The organism is Mucilaginibacter mallensis, from assembly GCF_900105165.1.
GTDB classification, from domain to species: Bacteria; Bacteroidota; Bacteroidia; order Sphingobacteriales; family Sphingobacteriaceae; genus Mucilaginibacter; species Mucilaginibacter mallensis.
The window spans coordinates 2,875,598-2,894,548 of sequence record NZ_LT629740.1 but is presented as its reverse complement, the minus strand read 5'-3'; the positions used below and the strand labels follow the sequence as shown (position 1 = coordinate 2,894,548).

The window sequence follows — 18,951 nt, the reverse complement described above, 5'->3', positions numbered from 1 at the left end:
AACAATACATTAAGTTGTAGTGCTTTTTTAGTGCTTAACCACAGGTACAATTGGTTTATAGGTATAAACAAAAGTGTAATCACCAGAGCCTATTGTTAATTGCATTCCCGTACTGCTTTTTTGAATATTGCTGATCTCCGGTACTGTGAAAATATTATTACCGCTCTCTGTTATTAAACCCGAAACTGAGGGCAAAACAATGTTTGCCGTTGTATTTGGTGGGATAATTACATTAAGTGTATAAGTACTGTCGGCAATGCTCCATGATGATTTTACTTCGCCATACATGGTTTCCAGTGTGCCCTGGGCTGATGTAAGGTGCCCGCCAACATGCGGAGTTATCCATATTTTGTGAAAACCCGCTGAGCTTTCATCGGTACGTATGCCCGCGATATCCTTATACATCCAATCGCCTATGGCACCATAGGCATAGTGATTAAATGAATTCATAGCCGGGTCCTGTAAAGTGCCATCCGGTTTTATTCCATCCCAGCGTTCCCATATGGTGGTGGCACCTTTGGTAATCGGGTAAAGCCACGATGGGTATGATTTTTTCATTAGTAACGAAAAGGCAACATCGGTATACCCAAACCTGGTCAATACCTGGCATATGTAGGGTGTACCCAAAAAGCCCGTGGTAATGTGTCCGTCATAGTCATCTATATTTTGTACTAATCTTTGTATGGCTGACGCCCTTAAATTTTCGGGCAGCAAGTCAAAATTAAGCGCGAGTACATAAGATGTTTGCGTACCCGAGATCATCCTGCTGCTTGGAGTAACATATTCTGTTTGAAAGGCTTTTTTTATGCTGTTTAGTAATAAAGTATAGATCCTTACATCTTCATCACGACCTAAAACCTTGGCCGCGTTGATCAGCAATTGGGTTGAATATGCATAGAACGCCTGCGCTATCAGGTTTTTGTCAGTTAGGGCAGCGCCATCTTCATAATCGGTGCCGGAATAAAAAAGCCAGTCGCCAAAGTGGTTGCCGGTATCCCACAGGTTATTCCTGCTGTGCGATTGTATGTAGCTCACCCAGCTTTGCATGCTTGCATATTGCTGCTGTAATAATTGCTTATCGCCGTAGGCTAAATAAATAGTCCAGGGGGCAATGGTAGCCACGTCGCTCCAGCCGGAGGCGGCAACATAAGTGCTATCCAAAACATTGGGTATTACATAAGGCACAGCACCATTTTTAAGCTGATCGGCAGAGAGATCCTTTAACCACTTGGTGAAGAAGCTTGCTACATTCATGTTGAAAGTTGCGGTGCTACAAAATGCCTGTGCGTCACCAGTCCAACCCATACGTTCGTCGCGTTGAGGGCAATCTGTGGGGATATCAATAAAGTTGCCTTTTTGTCCCCATTGAATATTGTGCTGCAGCTGGTTTACAAGTTCATTTGAGGTAGAGAAGTTGCCTGTTTGCCCCATATCGGAATATAAAGCATAAGCCACAAAGTTTGTTGAATCAATAGGGCCGGTATAGCCCTGGATTTTCACATATCTGAAACCCTGAAAAGTGAAATGAGGTTCATAAGTTTCGGCATCATCGTCCTTGAAAACATAAGTGATCTCCTGTTTTGCTGTGCGCAGGTTTTTATTGTAGAAGTTTCCTTTTTGATCGAGTACTTCACCGTGAAATAAGCGGAGTGTATCACCTGCTTTTCCTTTTAACTTGAATTGCACCCAGCCAACCAGGTTCTGCCCGAAATCAACCACGCGGTCGCCTTCGGGTGTTGTTAATACCTGTATAGGCACAAATTTTTCATGCTTGGTAACAGGAGGGCCGTACATAGCGATCAGATGATCTTTTATGCTATCGTTAGTTTGTACATTATCCCATTGGCTAACGTTATAGCCTACACCCGACCAACCCGGTTTTTCATTGCGGGCATCATACAGTTCACCATCAAAAAATGATGATTTAAGGATTGGCCCATAAGTAACGCGGCAATTTTTATCGGAAGTAATAATTTGTCGGTTACCATTTTCGTAGATCACTTCCAGCTGAAAAAGAAGTGCCAGTTTGCTGCCATATACATTTTTTTTACGATCATAGGTATAGCCGCGGTACCAGCCATCACCCAAAGTTACACCAATAGCGTTATCGCCTTTTTTTATAGCAGATGAAACATCGTATACCTGGTATTGTAAGCGCTTTTTATAGCTGGTAAAACCGGGCGTGAAGTAATCGTTGCCAACTCTTTCATTATTCAGTTGCGCTTCGTAAACGCCGTGGGCGGTGATATAAAGATATGCAGCTCTTACTGGTTTTTTGATGTTAAACTCTTTCCGGAACATTGGGCTTGGGCCGCCTGTAGTGTCGGACTTATAGGTGTCCTGTATCCAGTGAGCTACCCAGTCGCTGCGGTTCAGTAAGCCCATTTTCCAGTAATTAACCTCGCTCCAGCCCGATGCCTGGTTTTTATTGTTCCATACCCGTACCTGCCAGTAACATTTCTCGCGTGAGGTCAGCGCCGGGCCTTTATAAGGCACCTGGATAGACTGATCAGAATTAATACGGCCCGATTCCCACAATATTTTTTTGCCTTTGGTTAGCAGCAAGGCATTACTCCCAACCCTTATCTCATAGGCACTTTGCTTGGTGCTTCTTATAAAAGTATAAAGCTTCCAGCTTAAACGCGGATTGCTCACATCAACTGATATGGGATTTGTTTTATATTCACAAACCAAGCTGCCAACGTTTACCGGGTAGGTGACTGTTTTAGCCCGGATGCTAAAGGGAATAAGTATTAGCAGTAATACTTTTGCACTTAGGGGTATTTTGTTGCGCATAGTAATAAATTCAGCTCGCTTTATGTAGTATTATACTATGCATATCACTATGGATTATACGTATGGGTAATAATACAAAAAACAATTATTTAAAAAGAAGTTGTAACACGTTTTGTTTTATTTTAAGCGTAAAAAATCTTTATATAGTACTTTTATTAGCCTCGGAAACTATATTGTTACATTATAATGAACAAGCCGACTATTGCACTATATAAGAGTTACGTTACACGGCGGTATAAGGTTTTAATAGCTGGATATTAATTCATAAAAATGCACCTATAAAGCGATCAAGCAACAGGATTTTGCCCGAATATGAGGCTTAGCTGCTCATAAATTTCAGGATGCTTATGCTGCAGCTGATCTGGTTTCTCAAAAAAGTATTCTGAGGCTACTGCTAAAAATTCGGCTTCATTGGTTAGGGCGTAAGGATTGATGTCGGATTTACCCTCTGCTATGCGGTGCATTTCAACATGCATCATGTGCAGCCATGGGGCGGCATATTCATGGGCCATCAGGTTTTCCGGTATGCCGTCTGTTGCCCCGTCTGATTTATCGAGCAGGTGTACAAATTCGTGTATGGCTGTGTTTTCCATCCCGGCAGTGGGTGAAAATCCTTTTGTTAACGCTGCGCGAGATAATAGCATTTGCCCGTTCATATAGCCCGAACCTACCATACCCAATATACTGCGGTTCTCGCCCTCAAACTGAAATTCCTGGTCGAATGTGTCAGAGTAGAGGATTACATTGGTGAGGTTCTTATATTTCCAGTTGGGGAAACCAAAGATGGGGATCACTGCGCTGGATGCGACCAACACGCGATCGGTATCAGTAACTTCAGTGCCTACACCTTCAATATTAATGTCATTTAAAAAAGCATCCACCAATTTCTCAAACTGGACTTTACCTGCTGCATCCAATTTGCGATAATAAGCAACGTTAACTTCAAGTAATGCCTGGTATTGCTGTGGTTGGATACTTATCTCAGGTTTGTTTTTTGGTCGGAGGATAAAATAGCCAGCCAGGCCGATTACGATGAATGCAATTATATATATCATGTTTTTAATGCAACTTACAAATATTAAGCTATCAAAATTGCGATATTTATAAAAAGATATATTTTACTTTAAATCTAATTCTGAAATTTGATAAAATAATTTCCATCTTTGTATTGTAACAAGCAAATCACAATGACTAAATTATTTGTCGTGGGTTTCCCGCGCGATATGGATAAAACCGAACTCCTGGAGCTATTCAGTCTTCACGGGCTTGTTGATCTTGTTACTGTGGTTACTGATAAGGAAACAGATGTAAGCCTTGGCTATGGCTTTATTCATATGAATGACGAAGCAGGCGCACGTCGGGCCATTGCCGCGCTTGACGGCGCTGAAATTGATGACAGGAAGATAAGTGTGCGCGTAGCTGATAACAAAAATGCTCCTGTAGCGCCAACTCCACCTCCTGTGAAAAAGAAAAGGCCAAGAAGGACATTTTAAGGCTTATAGAAAAGAATATTCCCAGGCACTTTTATAAGCACCCAGATCTTCTGCATAAGTTATCATATCTGCATAAAAAGGCAGCCTTGTTAAGGTAGAGCTGTCACCAATAACTACCAGTTTTTTCTTTGCACGGGTCATAGCTACATTCATTCTGCGGATATCCGAAAGGAAACCAATCTCGCCCTCGCTGTTACTCCTTGTCATGCTGATCAATACCATGTCCCGTTCCTGTCCCTGGAAACTATCGATAGTATTTACAGAAACGTAGTCTAAAAATGGTAATAATGCCGGTGTATTTGCCAGTTGTTCTTTTAATAACCTGATCTGCTCACGATAGGGTGATATTATGGCGATGGTTGGGAACGGATCAATACCGGTAACAAATGTTTCAAGATATTTAAACAGAAATGCTGCTTCTTCGGGATTGGCAACGCTTGTGCCTATTGGTTTCTCTTCAAAACCACAACCGGCAGTATCAATAAAATTTAATGGTGAATCGCCCTCAAAAAGTAACCGAGAGGCAACTGATGCATGTGCCTTTAATTCGTTATTATAAAATACTTTTGATGAATAGCCCATGATCGCCTCATTCATGCGGTATTGTTCATTTAACAAAACAACAGCTTCGGGGTATAATGCCACACATTTTTCTAAAAGTGTAGTACTCAATCCACTTTTAGCTGCTGCGGCAGATTTTATAGTAGGTGGTAGCTGACAATGATCACCCGCAAGAATAACTTTTTGTGCTTTTAAAATGGGTATCCAGCAGGCAGGTTCCAGTGCCTGCCCGGCTTCGTCAATTACTACTGTGTTAAACTTTTGTGCTTTTATAGTCCAGTTATTGGCGCCTGCTAATGTAGCAGTGATCACTTGTGCTTTACTTACCAGATCATCAATAATAAACTGTTCGGTTTTGGCAACTTCCTTCATGATCTTGTGCGCCTCATCAAAAAGTGCCTTGCGCTGGTCGCGTTCGGCTTTGCCAAAATTGCGCTTATACTTATGTGCCATGTTCTTATATTCCGAAGCCTGCTTTTTAAGCTTTTTGCTCTCCCTCATATAACTGTGTTCCGCCATCTGGCTATCCAGCGTCAGCGACATTAGCCTGTCCGATACCCTTGCCGGGTTACCGATACGCAATACATTCAAGCCTTCCAGAGCCAGTTTTTCACTGAGCAGATCAACCGCGGTATTACTTGGGGCTACCACCAGCACCTGCTCACTTGCCGCCATTAGCTTAATAGCCTGTACCAACGTAGTGGTTTTGCCAGTACCCGGGGGGCCGTGAACTATTGCTAAATCATGTGCCGAAATGATCTTTCTTACTGCTGCCTGCTGGCTCACATTTAAATCATTTATAGGAAGATCAGCTTCAGGAGCAAAAACAGGAGATTTAAGGCCGGTTAATACTTGTATCCGCCGGTCTTCGGGTATGGAAGCAGCCAGTTTCAAGGCCACATTCATGTCGTCATAGCTGTTATCATCAAACAACAGTTCAACGCCCAGCTTGCCGTCACGACTCCAATCAGGCAGTTCTTCGGTAAAAAGATTGATCTTTAGCCTATCGCCACCCTGGTAGGAGATAACACCCTCAACGCGGTCGTTTTTTGGGTCATGGTTTGAAAAAAGTATTGCAGGACTACCAAAACGCAGTTGATGCGCGATATCCTGGTGAGCTCTTCGCTCAATTTCTACGTTCAGATAATCCCCTCTGCTGGGTTCAGTACCTGTAATTGAAATAGGGTACCAGCACAAGCCTGCGGCCCTGCGGTCAGTTACTGATGTGGATGCTGTAAGCTTCAAATAAGCCTCACGATCTTCGGTACGTTCAATTTTTAGCAGATCCTGCAGCTTTTTGAAATAGTCCATCGGTCAAAGGTAATCATAAGCCTATCTTTGTTGTAAGTCCACGCTAAACTTATGACCTATATTTTATTATTTATTGCTGCTGCGCTTAGTTATTTTCTTCGCAAACTCACGCTTACAGGAGCTATCACCGGGTGGGTAGTTGCCGCGGTAATTTATACAGGTGCAGGTTATACAAGTATAAGTTTGTTGGCAGCATTCTTTATGCTGGCCTCATTGGCAACAAAAGGCAAGGGTTCAAAAAGAACATCCGGGCAGGTATTAGCCAATGGGGGAGTATCCGCTATTTTGGGTCTATGTGCTTGTATATGGCCACAAAATCAAACCTTATTTCAATTGATGATAGCGGGTAGCCTGGCATCTGCTACTGCTGATACGCTATCGTCGGAGCTTGGAACAGTGTATGGGAAACGATTCTTCAATATCATCACTTTTAAAAATGATGAACGAGGACTTGATGGTGTAATTAGTTTAGAAGGTACAGTGATTGGTTTGGCAGGCGCTGCAATTATTGCAATAACGTATTGTTTATTAAAGAGTTGGGGCATGCAGCTTTTTTATATAATTGCAGCAGGTTTTATGGGTAATATTATTGATTCTGTGCTTGGGGCGACGCTTGAACGTAAAGGTTTTATAGGTAATAATGTGGTAAATTTTTTAAATACCACTGTCGGCGCAGTAGTCTGTTTGTTGTTATTTAGTTTATAAAAACGGAAACTAATCAGCTAAAACCCTGTTATCTGATTAAAAGTAGCCAAATGCGATCAGATAATATTGAACTAGTTGATCCGGATGAGGATTACATCACCGAAGAGGAAGATTTTGATGCAGAGGAAGAAAATGACCTGCACGAAATACAAGTTGATGATGACATCAATGAACCAGATGCTGAAGATATTGATTTGGATGCCGAATGGATAGCTGGGGATGACGAAGAAGATGAATAAGGTCGATTATATCAGGCGTCCTGATTTATTCTGAAACCGCTCCCAAAAATAGAATCTTTATTTGTTTCTTGTTGTTTTGCTTTTTCTCCGGCCGCGGCATTATCCCTGCTAACTAACCTGTTGTAGTATATTTTTGAGATAGCTCTTGAGCGTTTAAAGGTTTGATCGGTAAAAATTGATACCAATATATCAAGGAAATAAACGTATGGCCATAATATAGTTGCCTTTAATTTTGTCATATCAAACATTGGTTTGGCTTTGTAAATATAACTAATAAGAAAAGCATTTGTTGTATTATTAATTAACAATGCGTAATTTGATTTTAGGTTATATGGTAAATGAATGTTATGAGTTATGTTTATTTGTTGTATAATTCTGTAGATTAATGATATATGAGTATTTAAAGCTTTAAAGTCAATTTAAATTATAATAACTATAAAAAATCACATTTGTATATATTAGGCAATTATTTATATCTTTAAAGGAAATGATTTACCTATCACCTGTATACGAATGCATCCTAGTGAAATAACATTCATGCGAAAATATTGCACTGATGATGAATGTTTACCTCTGACTACCCGGATTAAACAAAATATTACTCCTCAGGATGTTTATGAGCCTGTTCAAATGTATTTTAACCTCAATAAGGCGGGGACATTCACCGTCAAAGTAAAATATAAAATAAACGGAAAGCTACATGAATCCGTAGCCTATGTTAACCGATTTGGTAACGTGGTGCACTTGGAGCATGTTTGATTTGTACCTGGTTTGGCTTTTCAATCTGCTTAAAACAAAAAATCAGCTGTTTTCTATCCCTTAAATACAATTCTTTAATATTTTTTCTTGAAAAATTGCGTAGTTAAATAACTACGCATATATTTGTAGTCAAATAGCTACATAATGAATTTAAGACGAGACGTATTCCAGGCCATAGCAGACCCGACAAGGAGGGCTATACTGCTGTTGGTAGCTTCGCAGTCCCTAACAGCGGGTGCAATAGCAGCCAATTTCGACACAGCCAGGCCTACAGTTTCAAAACACTTGCAAATACTTACTGAGTGCGAGTTACTTGATCAAAAGCAAACCGGCAGGGAAATTTACTACCACATTAACGCGAAAAATATGAAACAAGTAGCCGATTTTATTGAGCCATTCCGCAAAATGTGGGACGACAGATTTAATAAACTGGAAGATATAATGAAAAAACACCAATCAAAAAAATAAACCACTATGGAACAAAAAACAAAAGTTAATGCCGAAGATGGCAAACAGGATCTGGTGATCACAAGGGAATTTGATTTGCCGGTAGAATTGCTTTTTAAAGCGTATGCAGAGCCAGAATTTATCGAACAATGGATGGGTACCAAAGTGCTGAAGCTTGAAAGTAAAAAGCACGGCAGTTATCAATTTGAAACAAGCGACGGCAAAGGGAACGTCGCGTTTAAAGCCAGCGGAGTAATTCATGAGTTTAGCCCGAACAAGAAGATCACAAAGACATTTGAAATGGAGAATATGCCGTTCGGCGTACAGCTTGAAGTTTACGAATTTGAACAGCTTTCCGCAGGCACAAGTAAACTCAGTATGCATGTAATATATGAATCGGTTGCACAAAGAGACCAGGTGCTGAAGTTACCTTTTGCTCAAGGCATAAATATGGCACATAACCGGATACAAGACATCATAAGCAAATTAAAATAACATACCATGGAAAAGAGAAATAAAATTATCTATTGGGTTGCCACAGCATTACTGGCTTTTGGCATGCTGGTAAGTGGCTTGCAGCAAATATGTCATACAAAAGAGATGACAAGTATGGTTGCTCATTTGGGGTATCCGCCTTATTTTATGAATATACTTGGCGTTTGGAAAATTCTTGGAGTTATAGCTATTTTAATTCCGAGGTTTAAACTAATTAAGGAATGGGCCTATGCAGGTTTCTTTTTTGCTATGACAGGGGCACTGGTTTCGCATCTGGCAATCGGCGATGATGGCTTAAAAGAAATTATCGGGCCATTTATGCAAACTGTTTTTATTATTTTGTCCTGGTATTTCAGGCCTATGGATAGAAAGATTTCAGTTAATTAGCCAATAAATATTTAATATGATAAGTAAGAAATATAAGGGCAACGAAATTACAGGCCATTTGGACATTTTTGTTGCAGATAAAGAAGACGAGTTTGAAGGTGAAATAGAAAAATGGAAAGAAGTATTAATTCATGGCAACCCCGAAGGGTTGAGATCTTTTGCCAAACTTTTAATGACAATAGCCGACTTAAATCAAGAAAATCGGGCAGACCTTCCTATGGGAGCAAGAGAACATTACCATTTACGACCGAATTTTGAATTAAGTAAAAGTTCGGTGGAGGCAATTGTAGGTAGAATGGATGCAAAGGGCACTGGCAGTTTTTATGATCGATTTGTTGCAAAAGACGCTACGAAAGCATAAATACATAGGTATGAATAGCAATAAAAAGAAGTTATCATCAGAAGAACGTGAAGAACTACTCAACGTGTTAAAAGTCCGTTTTGAGAAGAATATGAACCGCCATAAAAACCTTGAATGGACTAACGTGCAGGCAAAGGTGGAAGCTGATACTGAAAAATTGTGGTCGGTAAATGAAATGGAACAAACCGGTGGCGAACCGGATGTTGTAGGTTATGATACAAAGACTGGTGAATATATTTTTTATGATTGTTCAGCGGAAAGTCCAAAAGGCCGCAGGAGTCTTTGTTATGACCGTGAAGCGCATGCGGCAAGAAAAGAATTTAAACCGGAAAATACCGCTGTTGATGTGGCAAATGGTATAGGTATTGAGCTTTTATCGGAAGAACAATACCAGGAATTACAGAAACTTGGAAAATTCGATACAAAAACATCGAGCTGGGTGAAAACGCCTGCTGATATAAGAAAACTTGGCGGGGCTATCTTTTGCGATCGCCGGTACGACACTGTTTTTGTTTATCATAACGGCGCAGAATCGTACTACGCTGCCAGGGGCTTCCGCGGCTCATTAAGGGTCTGAATTTTGTATAAACAACATACTATAACAAAGAGTACAATGAATCCTAAAGTTGATTTTTATTTTAACAAAGCCAAAAAATGGCAGGAAGAATTGGAGCAATTGAGAATGATTGCCCTTGATTGCGGACTGGACGAAGAATTGAAATGGGGTTGCCCTTGTTATACGTTTCGGGCAAGCAATATCGTATTGATACATGCTTTTAAGGAATACTGTGCATTTTTGTTTTTCAAAGGAGCTTTGTTAAATGATGCTGAGGGTATTCTGATCCAGCAAACAGAGAATGTGCAGGCTGCGCGCCAGATCCGGTTCACCAATATCCGGGAAATCGTTGAGATGGCACCTACTCTGAAAGCCTATATTTATGAAGCCATTGAAGTGGAAAAAGCTGGCTTAAAAGTGGAGTTAAAAACGACTACAGAATTCACAATGGCTGGAGAATTTCAATATAAGTTAGATAAGATCCCCGCCTTAAAAACTGCTTTTTATGCATTAACACCAGGGCGGCAAAGAGCATATCTGCTGCATTTTTCTGCACCTAAGCAATCTAAAACCCGAGAGGCAAGAGTTGAAAAATATATACCGCAAATTCTTGATGGAAAAGGGTTGGATGATTAGGTGATTGAAGCGATTTTTTAACAACAAAGCCTGATATTTTCATACCAGGCTTTGTGTCGATTACATTTTTGAAAATATTCCAAAAGTTACGACTTTAGGAGCGCTTTTTAGAAGATATTGAGCTTTTATTGCTGTTAACTGCATGAAATGGCAGATTATAAAAAGGCGATGGGAAGATTACCCAATCGTTTTTTAATTAACGTTAACATATTTTTTTCTGTTATGAACAGCTATTATAAAGCAGATTGCGACTAATGTTCCTAAAATAGATGGCGTAAACTGGCTATAAGGTTGATACTGCGGGAAAACTGTTCCTGAAAAAGCAGATAATAAACCGGTGAATGCACTCACCATTTTTAAAATATGTTCAGATATCCAGAGGTTGCCATATATATTGGTTGGTATAAAATATCTGCCCAAATCGTACACGATCATCAAAAGTAAATAGCCTACCGTACTGTAAATAATTACGGGTGACCATATCATCCCGATAGATTTAAAATAATAAAGGAAGTATAGTACGGATACCAGGGATATGAGGCATACAAATATATCAGTAAACTTAGGAACATTTGACTTTGCTTTTATGACCCGGTATCCGGAAAATGCCAGATAACCACTCATTACGGTTATAACCAGCAAAAAAGTATTTCTTCCGAATACAAAGACCCCAATTAATCCGGTTAAAATAACAATAGTCATCAGGATCAGGAATAACCGCCCGGTTAGCCTGTGTAACTTCCTTCCCTTACTTGCAATAATTGCTATTAAACCAACAACTAATGCTAACGAACCGGCTGCGACATGTATCGCAATATTAATTTTGTGAATAATTGAAAGACTTTCCATTGCTTATTTTTTTAACAAAGGAAAGTCTAAAACAGACAGCAATCGTCCGGAAAGGTAGGGAAGGACCTATAAATTCAGGAGCTAACAGCCTTTCGGTATTGCAAAGGTGTTTGGCCTGTAATTTCTTTAAAAATTTTATTGAAAGAAGACTTTGAACGAAAGCCGGAATCGTAAGCAATTCCCAATATCGAATAAGCAGACAATGCGGGGTCTTTAAATTTATCTTTAACTGTAGCTACCCGGTAACCGTTTATGAAATTAAAAAAATTGGTTTGGGATTTCTGATTTATAACTTGTGAAAGCTGATTTGAGGTAATCCCCAATTCACCTGCAAGCATAGCCAGGCTCAGGTCTTCTTTCAAAAAAGGTTTCTCTTTATCCATGTGAAGTTTTAACCGGATAAAAATTTGATCTGCCTTTTCGTCGCTCAGCCCCGAATTTTTATAGTTTGCTGCTATGAGGTCTTCTTCATTAATATCTGCCTGAAGTGATATACCGTTGTTAAATACTGCATCCTGATGCAGACCGCAGAACCCAATAAAAAAAACATAGATAGTAAGGATGGCCCCAACAACTGCAAAAAGATCAGGGTAACCTACAAGCCCGTAACTAACCCCATACCTGATAAATAAAAATAGCCCTGCGAAAAGAATAAGCAGCGAAACAACAATCCATTTTAACCAGTTCAGGTTTATTTTTTCGGTATAGGAATAATTATCCGGCAGTCTTTTTTGATGTCGCAAAAGTACAAGAAAACTTAAAACAGTGTAGTATCCGGGAATAATTGCTAATAAAGCTGTTAAGAAATGCTTAACCCCCGAATTTAAGGTACTACTAAAATGTGGGAATCCATCTTTCAAAAACAAGTCGCCAACTTTAATGTAATGAAGAAAAAAAGTTATGCAATTAAAAAATAGGAATGGAAGTAAATGGATCGATATATTTCTCCATTTAAAATCGTACCCAAAAGATAATGAACTGATATAGAAATAAAGCACCGGAGAATTAATTAAAGGCAGAGAGAAACCTAACAGTTGTAAGCAGTCCGGAAAAATGGGGTTGGCAGATAAGTTATCGTAATAAAACCCTAATTGCAATGAAATGATCCCCATCCATAACATTAGTATCCTGTCACTATCAGAATTTTTCGGCTTATTCATCAAGAGCAGAATGAAAAATAAGCCATTTATAGCACCGGTAAATATTATGGATCTAAGCAGCATTTATTTCAAAAATCCAAATTAGCCAAAATAAGCTTGCAATTTTTGGTCATATTATAAATATCGGTATAAAAACAAAAGTTACAATTTTCTGATCATTCTTTAGAAGATATTGAGTTTTATCGTGCTTAATTGCTTATAATAACGGTTTGTAAAAAAGGTGGCGGAAAGTTTATTCAATTGCTTCTAAGTTAAAGGCAACAAAGTGGTAGGGTGAAACATCAACCACAAGTTGAATATTGAATTTTTATTATAAATTTGGCTACAAGATTAACTGAAAACGATCTTCTCAGTACTACGCCTACAACATTATAAACAATTTGATATGAGACTCTTGTTACTGGCTATTCTGACATTAACTTCATTAACAGTTGAGGCACAGCGATATAGTAGTGAAATGCCTGATTCAAGCATAACTAACTTTATGAGTTGGTTCCTCAAAAGCGACAACTTAAAATCTAAAAAATATGTTGCTCAACGGATTCAGGTACTTATGCCGTACAATTTTGAATATAAAACAACCACCCAATACTCATATCCATTTGGTAATATTTTTGCTCACAATAAAATATTGTTTCAAATATTTACAAAAAAGGATGCTGATTTTTTCGTAAAGCAGATCCAAAAGCAGAAAGCTTATTATTGGGAATTTAAGATAAATGGTATAAAGCTTTTGGACGTAGATAAGGAGTCGTTCCCTAAAAATCAACCTGGTTATTTTTATTCACTTCCCTTGTTTTCGAATGATAAATCCATGGTCATGATTTCTGTCGGGTATACCAATAATAATGGCCATACTGGTGGAGTTTATTATTTATACAAAAAAGGAGGAAATGCGTGGAAAAAGATAAAAGAGTTCCAAAAATGGGAAAATTAGGACTGGGTATCGGAACTTCTTGCTCGATTCTTTTGTAAGCACCCGGGCCCCGATCTATCGGGACACTCCCTTGACGGAAACTCCGATTTCAATTGGGCGTGCCTGCTCGTTCATAACGTTTGAGCAAATAACGTAAATGTCCATAAAAACAAAAGCCGATCTAACTATTAGCTTTTGTACCGAAACCGGGAAATTAATCGAACCCATTTATGGGTTTTTGATGGTTGTAGAGCTCCATTTTAGGGTCGTTAACACAAATATTAAAGAAAGGTTAAAGTAAAAAATAAGAGTTTGATTTTAAATTGTTACTCTCGTTTTGGACAAATTCAAATAGTCATAATAACACCCTCATTTTGTCACGATTGCCCCTTGTGCGGGCACCTCGTCCGTTTTAACTTCGTATAACCATTAAACTAATAGCAAACAAAATGAGAAAGATCAGGATCTTTGAACATATCTCGCTGGATGGCGTGATCGACCATGACGAAGACTACGCGTACGGCGGATGGACGACACCTTATAGAACCCCGGCTGGGCTGCAGGCCGTCACTGAGGCATACGGCACGAGCTTTGATTTGCTGCTTGGCCGCCGCACTTACGATGCCTGGGCCGGCTTCTGGCCGAAAGCCGGGAATAGTCCGATAGCGAACGGTCTGAATGCTGCGACCAAATACGTCGCTACCCACAGGCCCGACAGCCTCGAATGGGGCCCGGTCAAGGATTTGGGCGCAGACATCATAGCGGGTGTTCGCGGCGTTAAGTCAACGGACGGCCCTGATCTGATCGTTTGTGGAAGTTCTACGCTGACGTCCGTGCTGCTCGGGGAGGGACTGGTTGACGAAGTTGTGCTGATCGTCTACCCGGTCTTGCTGGGCCGGGGTAAACGCTTCTTTTCAGACAGTGTTGACGCGCGCGAACTCGCTTTAGTCAGCACGAAGACCACGCCAACGGGCGTGCTCATTAATACTTATCGATATGTTGGAGCGCTGCGATCCTAATCTTCTGACGACGCAGGTGGCAAGTCCTTTAATGTATCTGTCTGATTGCCACAAGCGTTTGATGCTTGCGGGAGCGGTGGGTAAGATTTGCAATGTATCTCAAATCTAGTAACAAGCGGTTCGAATTCCACCCAGCCAGGTGACTATAAATTTAGGCTTATAGTGCTATTAATCTAGTATCAAGTCAACAGTCTTTAGTCGTAAGTCTAAAGCCATATTCCGTTCTTTTTGAGTTTTGACTCAAGACTTTAGGCTTACGACTAGCGACATTTTATGATTGACACGACACTTATTCGATTCTGCCCCGCTATCCAATGGGCAAATCGATTTCTATAACTGGTTTGCCCTTATTTTTTGGACAAAAAATCTTGGTCGTGTAGCTTCGATTTCTTTTGTTTTCCGAACCACATCAGGAAACCTGTTACAGGCAAGCTTGCTGTAAACAATGCAGTAAACAGATATAATAATTTAGTAGGCCAGCCTAAGAGGCTGCCGGTATGTATCGTTAAGATCATCCTTCGTATCTTATCGCCTGTGGTCAATTTGTTATATGGTAAGGTGCTCAGCAGCTTGCCGGTGTGGCTGTCAAAATAAGCGGCGTCAATCTGCCTAACTCTGCTTGCTTCCGGTTCTTTCTGCACGGTAACAGCCAAAGCTCCTTTTGCCGGAATGTTAAAAGCAACTGACCCTGGATAAGGATAAATACTATCTGTTTGAACCATCATGGCCTGATAGACACCAGGTTTTATATTTTTGCCTTTGGCGATATTTTTAATTTTATCAGTCTTCTCTATTTTCTTTCCATCTGCCAGCTGATAAATAAGGCGGTCAGCCCAATCATAGCTCCATACAAAACCAGTTAAGGTAATGCATAGCAGGATGATGGACAGGTAAAAACCTGTCACGGCATGTAAATCCCAGTTAAGCCGCTTTCCCGATGCATTCCATTTAATTTTAAAACGTTGTTTAATGGCTCTTTTATTGGCCGGCCACCAGATGACCAGGCCGCTGATCACCATAAAAAGGGTAATAAAGCATGATATACCGGTAATGATTTTACCGGTGGCGCCCAAAAACAGATAACGGTGCAGGCTTCTAACCTGCTGGTAAAATAGCTGAGTGTATGCTCCTTTATAAAGTATCTGCCCATTGTAAGGATTGATGTAGGCAACTTTCAATCCCTTTTCCCCTTTTGTTCCAATCCGCGCTTCCACACTACGGGTTGAATCTTGCGGTATGATCATACGGCTTACCTGGCTGTTGGCAAAAACGGAATTGGCTATATGTATAAGGCTGTCCGCCGGCAGGCGCTGGCCTGCCGGTAGTACAACCTCTCGTTTTTTAAACAAAATGGGTTCCAGCTCCTGTTCAAAGGTCAGCAGGCTACCCGTTAAAGCAACAATAATGAGTATAAGGCCAACAGCTAAGCCGAGCCAAAGATGTAGCCAGCCTGTTATCTTTTTAAACTTTTTCATACACAGCCAGAATTACAGTAAAGAGTTTTGATTCATTCTTTAAAACTTAAGTGCCAGGCTGCCAATAAATGTAGCTGGTGCCTGCGGCGTTAACCTGGATGACCACATTTTTTCGCTGGTTATGTTATCCACTTTAATTCCGAGCCTATACTTGCGTTGATCATAAAAGATGCTTCCATCCAGCGAAGTATATTTTGGAATGATAATCTGGTACTTATAAGTATTATAATAGTACGAAGAGCTACCATAATTACCGCCAAAACCTACTCCCAGGCCCTTAAGATTGCCATGAGTGATTGTGTAGCTCATCCAAAGATTCACCATATTAGGTGGGCCTGACTGTGCCGGACGTAAACCATTCACAGTAGAATCTGCTTTAGTAAGTTTACTATAGTTATAGGCATAGCCGGCAACTATATTCAGCCCATCGATAGGGTTTGCTGTAATATCAACCTCGACGCCTTTGCTGAGCTGGGTGCCGTTTTGAATGGCATATTGCGAGTTGTTAGGGTCGGGCCTTATTACATTGGATATGGAAATATCATAGTAGCTAACGGTACCAACCAGGCGATGATCAAAAAGATCGCCCTTTACACCAAATTCAAGTTGGTTGCCATGCTCCGGCTTAATCGGTGTAATCAGTTCCCCGTCAGCAGCCACACCGCTCTGGTTAAAAAAGCCGTTCATATAGTTGCCGAATAAGGAAACCTTATCTTTTATTAATTCATACACCAAGCCCATTTTAGGAGATAAGGCAGTTTGCCCGTAAGGGCCCGCCTGTACGCCACCCACGCCTATGCCACCTGCAGTAATGCCGGTAGTAATGTTATATACACCATTGTATTGGTAACGGTCAATCCGTAAACTGGCCATCGCCAACAGGCGGTCAGTAATATTAAATACGTCTGAAGCATAGGCTGCATAAGTATCATCACTGTTGTACTCTTTACGTAATGTACCTTTGCTGCTTAACGAATCTATTTTGAATTGGCTGATGCGGTAACTGGCAGAAGGATTAATAAAATTTTCTACCGATGGATTTACCGTAATACGGTCAAAGTTGTTAAAATTGTGATAAAAATCCAACCCCAGTACTACACGGTTACGGTGCGAACCTATTTTAAAATCACCAATAAAGTTTTGTTGCAGATCCGTAGCTATGAATGATGTATTACCGGTAATTACCTGCGGAGTGATGGTTGAATCTGTTTTACCAATCAATGCCGTAATATCACCATTAATGGTTGAGCGTGCACGTGAAATAATGGTTTGTGAATTCCAACCGGTAGAGATCTTATAATTGAGCTGCGCAAATATATTCAGCATTTGAGTGGTATAAGCAATATCATTGCTTAAAAAAGTTCTGTTGTAAGGGAATTGCATATCTGCAATGGATTTTGTTCCGGAATTAGCACCGCCGGTAAAGGGCTGAAAACGTACCACAGAAGTGGCGTGGGCCTGGCCAAATTCTGCCTCTAACTTAAGAGAAAGCCTGTCTGTGATCTGATAAAAGAAGCTTGGTGCCAGGCTGAAATTATTATCAAACCCCTGATCCTGGAAACTTCTTTGAAAAGTAGTCGCACCATCCAAACGGAATAAAGCAGTTCTTTCTGTATTTATCGGAGTATTTACATCAAAGGTAAGGCGGTTATAGTCCCAGCTACCGCCATAATAAGCAACTTCGCCGCCATAACCATTATATGGCTGTTTGGTTACACGATTAAATAAACCACCGAAACTGCTGGAGATATTGGTGCCGAACAAAGTAGCCGAAGGACCTTTTATGGCCTCAACCCGCTCGAGGTTGGTGTTGTCTATCTCTGAGAATGCAGCACCGGCTACACCGTTACGGGCATTGGGTTCTGTTGAAAATCCTCTCGAAAAAAATGTAACCCTGCCCTGGTTAGCTACCGTCGGAATGCCTGCCCCGGGTATATCTTTACCAACGTCGTTCAGGCTGACTGCCATTTGTTCCTCAAGCAATTCTTTCGGCACTACATTATATACCTGCGGGTTTTCAATATTCTTTAAAGGCAGGCGTGCTACGTAAATACTTTCCTTATTTGCAAATTTGCTGTTTTTATCTTCAATAGTTACTTCCTGTAAAGCAAACACGTTTTCTTTATTGAACTGGTAATTCAGCGTATCTGTCTGACCGGCGATCACCGTCGCCTTAAGGTCAACTTCAGGCGCGCCCAATACCTGTATTTTAATGGTATAGCTGCCGGCGGCTATATTGTTAAAGTTGTATCGGCCGGTATCATTGGTCAATGTGCTTTTAAGAGAATTTACTATTGATATGGATGCAGATGCCAGCGGTTTTCCGTCAACCATGGTTATCCTGCCGGTAATTTGCCCGGTACTTTGTATTGAGGTTTGTGCGAATGCATTAAAGCTAATGGTTAGTAAAATAATGACAATGAGATTAAATAGAAGTTTCATCAATTAACATATGTAAGTTAGTGTGTAATATACACCGGCAAATATATATCATTATTTATAATTAGTCTAAATAAATTTAAATACTCATCTTACATGAAAGTGCAATGATTGTATCTCATCAATGAACTTAGAAGATATAATATGTAGCGGCTGAAAAGTGTGGAAGAAGGGACTCGAATCTCGTATAAACAACAAAGCCCCGATATTTATATCGGGGCTTTGTACTCTCGAAGATACAGATTTCCAAACATTTTATTGGAGATTTAGAAGTTTTAATGCGTTTAATTGCTTAAAACGGTAATTTTGAATAAGGTGGCGGGAAGAAAATCTAAACGTTTATTGAA

Annotated in this window: 19 protein-coding genes; 11 read left to right on the top strand and 8 right to left on the bottom strand. The window is 40.2% G+C overall.

The window, feature by feature from the left end:
- Window positions 1-27: 27 nt before the first annotated feature.
- Window positions 28-2,796, bottom strand: a complete 2,769-nt coding sequence (locus BLU33_RS11960) for an alpha-L-rhamnosidase (RefSeq protein WP_091372868.1) — start codon at window positions 2,794-2,796, stop codon at window positions 28-30.
- A 287-nt stretch (window positions 2,797-3,083) separates the two neighbouring features.
- The gene (locus BLU33_RS11955) at window positions 3,084-3,851 is read right to left on the bottom strand and encodes a M90 family metallopeptidase (RefSeq protein ID WP_091372864.1); all 768 of its coding nucleotides are present in this window, start codon (window positions 3,849-3,851) and stop codon (window positions 3,084-3,086) included.
- A gap of 132 nt (window positions 3,852-3,983) precedes the next feature.
- Here BLU33_RS11955 and BLU33_RS11950 point away from each other — a divergent pair, with 132 nt between their 5' ends.
- Window positions 3,984-4,289 (top strand): RNA recognition motif domain-containing protein, encoded by a 306-nt coding sequence (locus tag BLU33_RS11950; protein ID WP_091372862.1) that lies wholly within the window; start codon window positions 3,984-3,986, stop codon window positions 4,287-4,289.
- Between the two features lie 3 nt (window positions 4,290-4,292).
- On the opposite strand, the gene BLU33_RS11945 is transcribed toward BLU33_RS11950, so the two are convergent.
- Window positions 4,293-6,161, bottom strand: a complete 1,869-nt coding sequence (locus BLU33_RS11945; RefSeq protein ID WP_091372859.1) for an AAA domain-containing protein — start codon at window positions 6,159-6,161, stop codon at window positions 4,293-4,295.
- A gap of 51 nt (window positions 6,162-6,212) precedes the next feature.
- On the opposite strand from BLU33_RS11945, the gene BLU33_RS11940 reads away from it, so the two are divergent.
- Window positions 6,213-6,866: a DUF92 domain-containing protein gene (locus BLU33_RS11940; protein ID WP_091372857.1), complete on the top strand. Its 654-nt coding sequence runs from the start codon at window positions 6,213-6,215 to the stop codon at window positions 6,864-6,866.
- A gap of 50 nt (window positions 6,867-6,916) precedes the next feature.
- Window positions 6,917-7,105 (top strand): hypothetical protein, encoded by a 189-nt coding sequence (locus BLU33_RS11935; protein WP_091372854.1) that lies wholly within the window; start codon window positions 6,917-6,919, stop codon window positions 7,103-7,105.
- Window positions 7,106-7,116: 11 nt separating this feature from the next.
- Here the strand turns inward: BLU33_RS11935 and BLU33_RS11930 are convergent, their stop codons facing one another.
- Window positions 7,117-7,344 carry a hypothetical protein gene (locus BLU33_RS11930; RefSeq protein ID WP_157682128.1) on the bottom strand — a complete coding sequence of 76 codons (228 nt, stop codon included), beginning with the start codon at window positions 7,342-7,344 and terminating at the stop codon, window positions 7,117-7,119.
- Window positions 7,345-8,008: 664 nt separating this feature from the next.
- Between BLU33_RS11930 and BLU33_RS11920 the strand changes: the two genes are divergently transcribed.
- The 6 genes from BLU33_RS11920 to BLU33_RS11895 are packed head-to-tail and all read left to right on the top strand — an operon-like array spanning window position 8,009 to window position 10,746.
- The gene (locus tag BLU33_RS11920; RefSeq protein ID WP_091372845.1) at window positions 8,009-8,332 is read left to right on the top strand and encodes an ArsR/SmtB family transcription factor; all 324 of its coding nucleotides are present in this window, start codon (window positions 8,009-8,011) and stop codon (window positions 8,330-8,332) included.
- Between the two features lie 6 nt (window positions 8,333-8,338).
- Window positions 8,339-8,806: an SRPBCC family protein gene (locus BLU33_RS11915; protein ID WP_091372842.1), complete on the top strand. Its 468-nt coding sequence runs from the start codon at window positions 8,339-8,341 to the stop codon at window positions 8,804-8,806.
- 6 nt (window positions 8,807-8,812) lie between these two features.
- Window positions 8,813-9,193: a DoxX family protein gene (locus BLU33_RS11910; protein ID WP_091372840.1), complete on the top strand. Its 381-nt coding sequence runs from the start codon at window positions 8,813-8,815 to the stop codon at window positions 9,191-9,193.
- Window positions 9,194-9,209: 16 nt separating this feature from the next.
- Window positions 9,210-9,554, top strand: coding sequence for an Imm32 family immunity protein (locus BLU33_RS11905; RefSeq protein ID WP_091372837.1), 345 nt, complete (start codon window positions 9,210-9,212; stop codon window positions 9,552-9,554).
- Window positions 9,555-9,564: 10 nt separating this feature from the next.
- The gene (locus BLU33_RS11900) at window positions 9,565-10,131 is read left to right on the top strand and encodes a DUF4256 domain-containing protein (protein ID WP_091372835.1); all 567 of its coding nucleotides are present in this window, start codon (window positions 9,565-9,567) and stop codon (window positions 10,129-10,131) included.
- Window positions 10,132-10,167: 36 nt separating this feature from the next.
- Window positions 10,168-10,746 carry a YdeI/OmpD-associated family protein gene (locus tag BLU33_RS11895; protein WP_091372832.1) on the top strand — a complete coding sequence of 193 codons (579 nt, stop codon included), beginning with the start codon at window positions 10,168-10,170 and terminating at the stop codon, window positions 10,744-10,746.
- Window positions 10,747-10,938: 192 nt separating this feature from the next.
- On the opposite strand, the gene BLU33_RS11890 is transcribed toward BLU33_RS11895, so the two are convergent.
- Entirely contained in the window at window positions 10,939-11,595 is a 657-nt protein-coding gene (locus tag BLU33_RS11890; protein WP_091372829.1) for a DUF2306 domain-containing protein, read from the bottom strand.
- 74 nt (window positions 11,596-11,669) lie between these two features.
- A complete protein-coding gene (locus BLU33_RS25095) occupies window positions 11,670-12,338 on the bottom strand; it encodes a helix-turn-helix domain-containing protein (RefSeq protein WP_157682127.1) in 669 nt (222 codons plus the stop codon).
- Between the two features lie 802 nt (window positions 12,339-13,140).
- On the opposite strand from BLU33_RS25095, the gene BLU33_RS11880 reads away from it, so the two are divergent.
- Together BLU33_RS11880 and BLU33_RS11875 are read left to right on the top strand one after the other, a co-directional pair.
- Window positions 13,141-13,692, top strand: coding sequence for a hypothetical protein (locus BLU33_RS11880; protein WP_091372824.1), 552 nt, complete (start codon window positions 13,141-13,143; stop codon window positions 13,690-13,692).
- A gap of 428 nt (window positions 13,693-14,120) precedes the next feature.
- Window positions 14,121-14,690 carry a dihydrofolate reductase family protein gene (locus BLU33_RS11875; protein ID WP_091372821.1) on the top strand — a complete coding sequence of 190 codons (570 nt, stop codon included), beginning with the start codon at window positions 14,121-14,123 and terminating at the stop codon, window positions 14,688-14,690.
- A gap of 347 nt (window positions 14,691-15,037) precedes the next feature.
- On the opposite strand, the gene BLU33_RS11870 is transcribed toward BLU33_RS11875, so the two are convergent.
- Both BLU33_RS11870 and BLU33_RS11865 read right to left on the bottom strand, forming a co-directional pair.
- Window positions 15,038-16,165: a PepSY-associated TM helix domain-containing protein gene (locus BLU33_RS11870; protein WP_091372818.1), complete on the bottom strand. Its 1,128-nt coding sequence runs from the start codon at window positions 16,163-16,165 to the stop codon at window positions 15,038-15,040.
- A gap of 39 nt (window positions 16,166-16,204) precedes the next feature.
- The gene (locus BLU33_RS11865) at window positions 16,205-18,607 is read right to left on the bottom strand and encodes a TonB-dependent receptor (RefSeq protein ID WP_091372816.1); all 2,403 of its coding nucleotides are present in this window, start codon (window positions 18,605-18,607) and stop codon (window positions 16,205-16,207) included.
- Window positions 18,608-18,951: the final 344 nt, after the last annotated feature.

Excerpts from the sequence above, each read along its gene's own strand:
- BLU33_RS11960 (WP_091372868.1), bottom strand. The coding sequence starts at position 2,796 with ATGCGCAACAAAATACCCCTAAGTGCAAAAGTATTACTGCTAATACTT.
- BLU33_RS11955 (WP_091372864.1), bottom strand. The coding sequence starts at position 3,851 with ATGATATATATAATTGCATTCATCGTAATCGGCCTGGCTGGCTATTTT.
- BLU33_RS11950 (WP_091372862.1), top strand. The coding sequence starts at position 3,984 with ATGACTAAATTATTTGTCGTGGGTTTCCCGCGCGATATGGATAAAACC.
- BLU33_RS11945 (WP_091372859.1), bottom strand. The coding sequence starts at position 6,161 with ATGGACTATTTCAAAAAGCTGCAGGATCTGCTAAAAATTGAACGTACC.
- BLU33_RS11940 (WP_091372857.1), top strand. The coding sequence starts at position 6,213 with ATGACCTATATTTTATTATTTATTGCTGCTGCGCTTAGTTATTTTCTT.
- BLU33_RS11935 (WP_091372854.1), top strand. The coding sequence starts at position 6,917 with ATGCGATCAGATAATATTGAACTAGTTGATCCGGATGAGGATTACATC.
- BLU33_RS11930 (WP_157682128.1), bottom strand. The coding sequence starts at position 7,344 with ATGACAAAATTAAAGGCAACTATATTATGGCCATACGTTTATTTCCTT.
- BLU33_RS11920 (WP_091372845.1), top strand. The coding sequence starts at position 8,009 with ATGAATTTAAGACGAGACGTATTCCAGGCCATAGCAGACCCGACAAGG.
- BLU33_RS11915 (WP_091372842.1), top strand. The coding sequence starts at position 8,339 with ATGGAACAAAAAACAAAAGTTAATGCCGAAGATGGCAAACAGGATCTG.
- BLU33_RS11910 (WP_091372840.1), top strand. The coding sequence starts at position 8,813 with ATGGAAAAGAGAAATAAAATTATCTATTGGGTTGCCACAGCATTACTG.
- BLU33_RS11905 (WP_091372837.1), top strand. The coding sequence starts at position 9,210 with ATGATAAGTAAGAAATATAAGGGCAACGAAATTACAGGCCATTTGGAC.
- BLU33_RS11900 (WP_091372835.1), top strand. The coding sequence starts at position 9,565 with ATGAATAGCAATAAAAAGAAGTTATCATCAGAAGAACGTGAAGAACTA.
- BLU33_RS11895 (WP_091372832.1), top strand. The coding sequence starts at position 10,168 with ATGAATCCTAAAGTTGATTTTTATTTTAACAAAGCCAAAAAATGGCAG.
- BLU33_RS11890 (WP_091372829.1), bottom strand. The coding sequence starts at position 11,595 with ATGGAAAGTCTTTCAATTATTCACAAAATTAATATTGCGATACATGTC.
- BLU33_RS11880 (WP_091372824.1), top strand. The coding sequence starts at position 13,141 with ATGAGACTCTTGTTACTGGCTATTCTGACATTAACTTCATTAACAGTT.
- BLU33_RS11875 (WP_091372821.1), top strand. The coding sequence starts at position 14,121 with ATGAGAAAGATCAGGATCTTTGAACATATCTCGCTGGATGGCGTGATC.
- BLU33_RS11870 (WP_091372818.1), bottom strand. The coding sequence starts at position 16,165 with ATGAAAAAGTTTAAAAAGATAACAGGCTGGCTACATCTTTGGCTCGGC.
- BLU33_RS11865 (WP_091372816.1), bottom strand. The coding sequence starts at position 18,607 with ATGAAACTTCTATTTAATCTCATTGTCATTATTTTACTAACCATTAGC.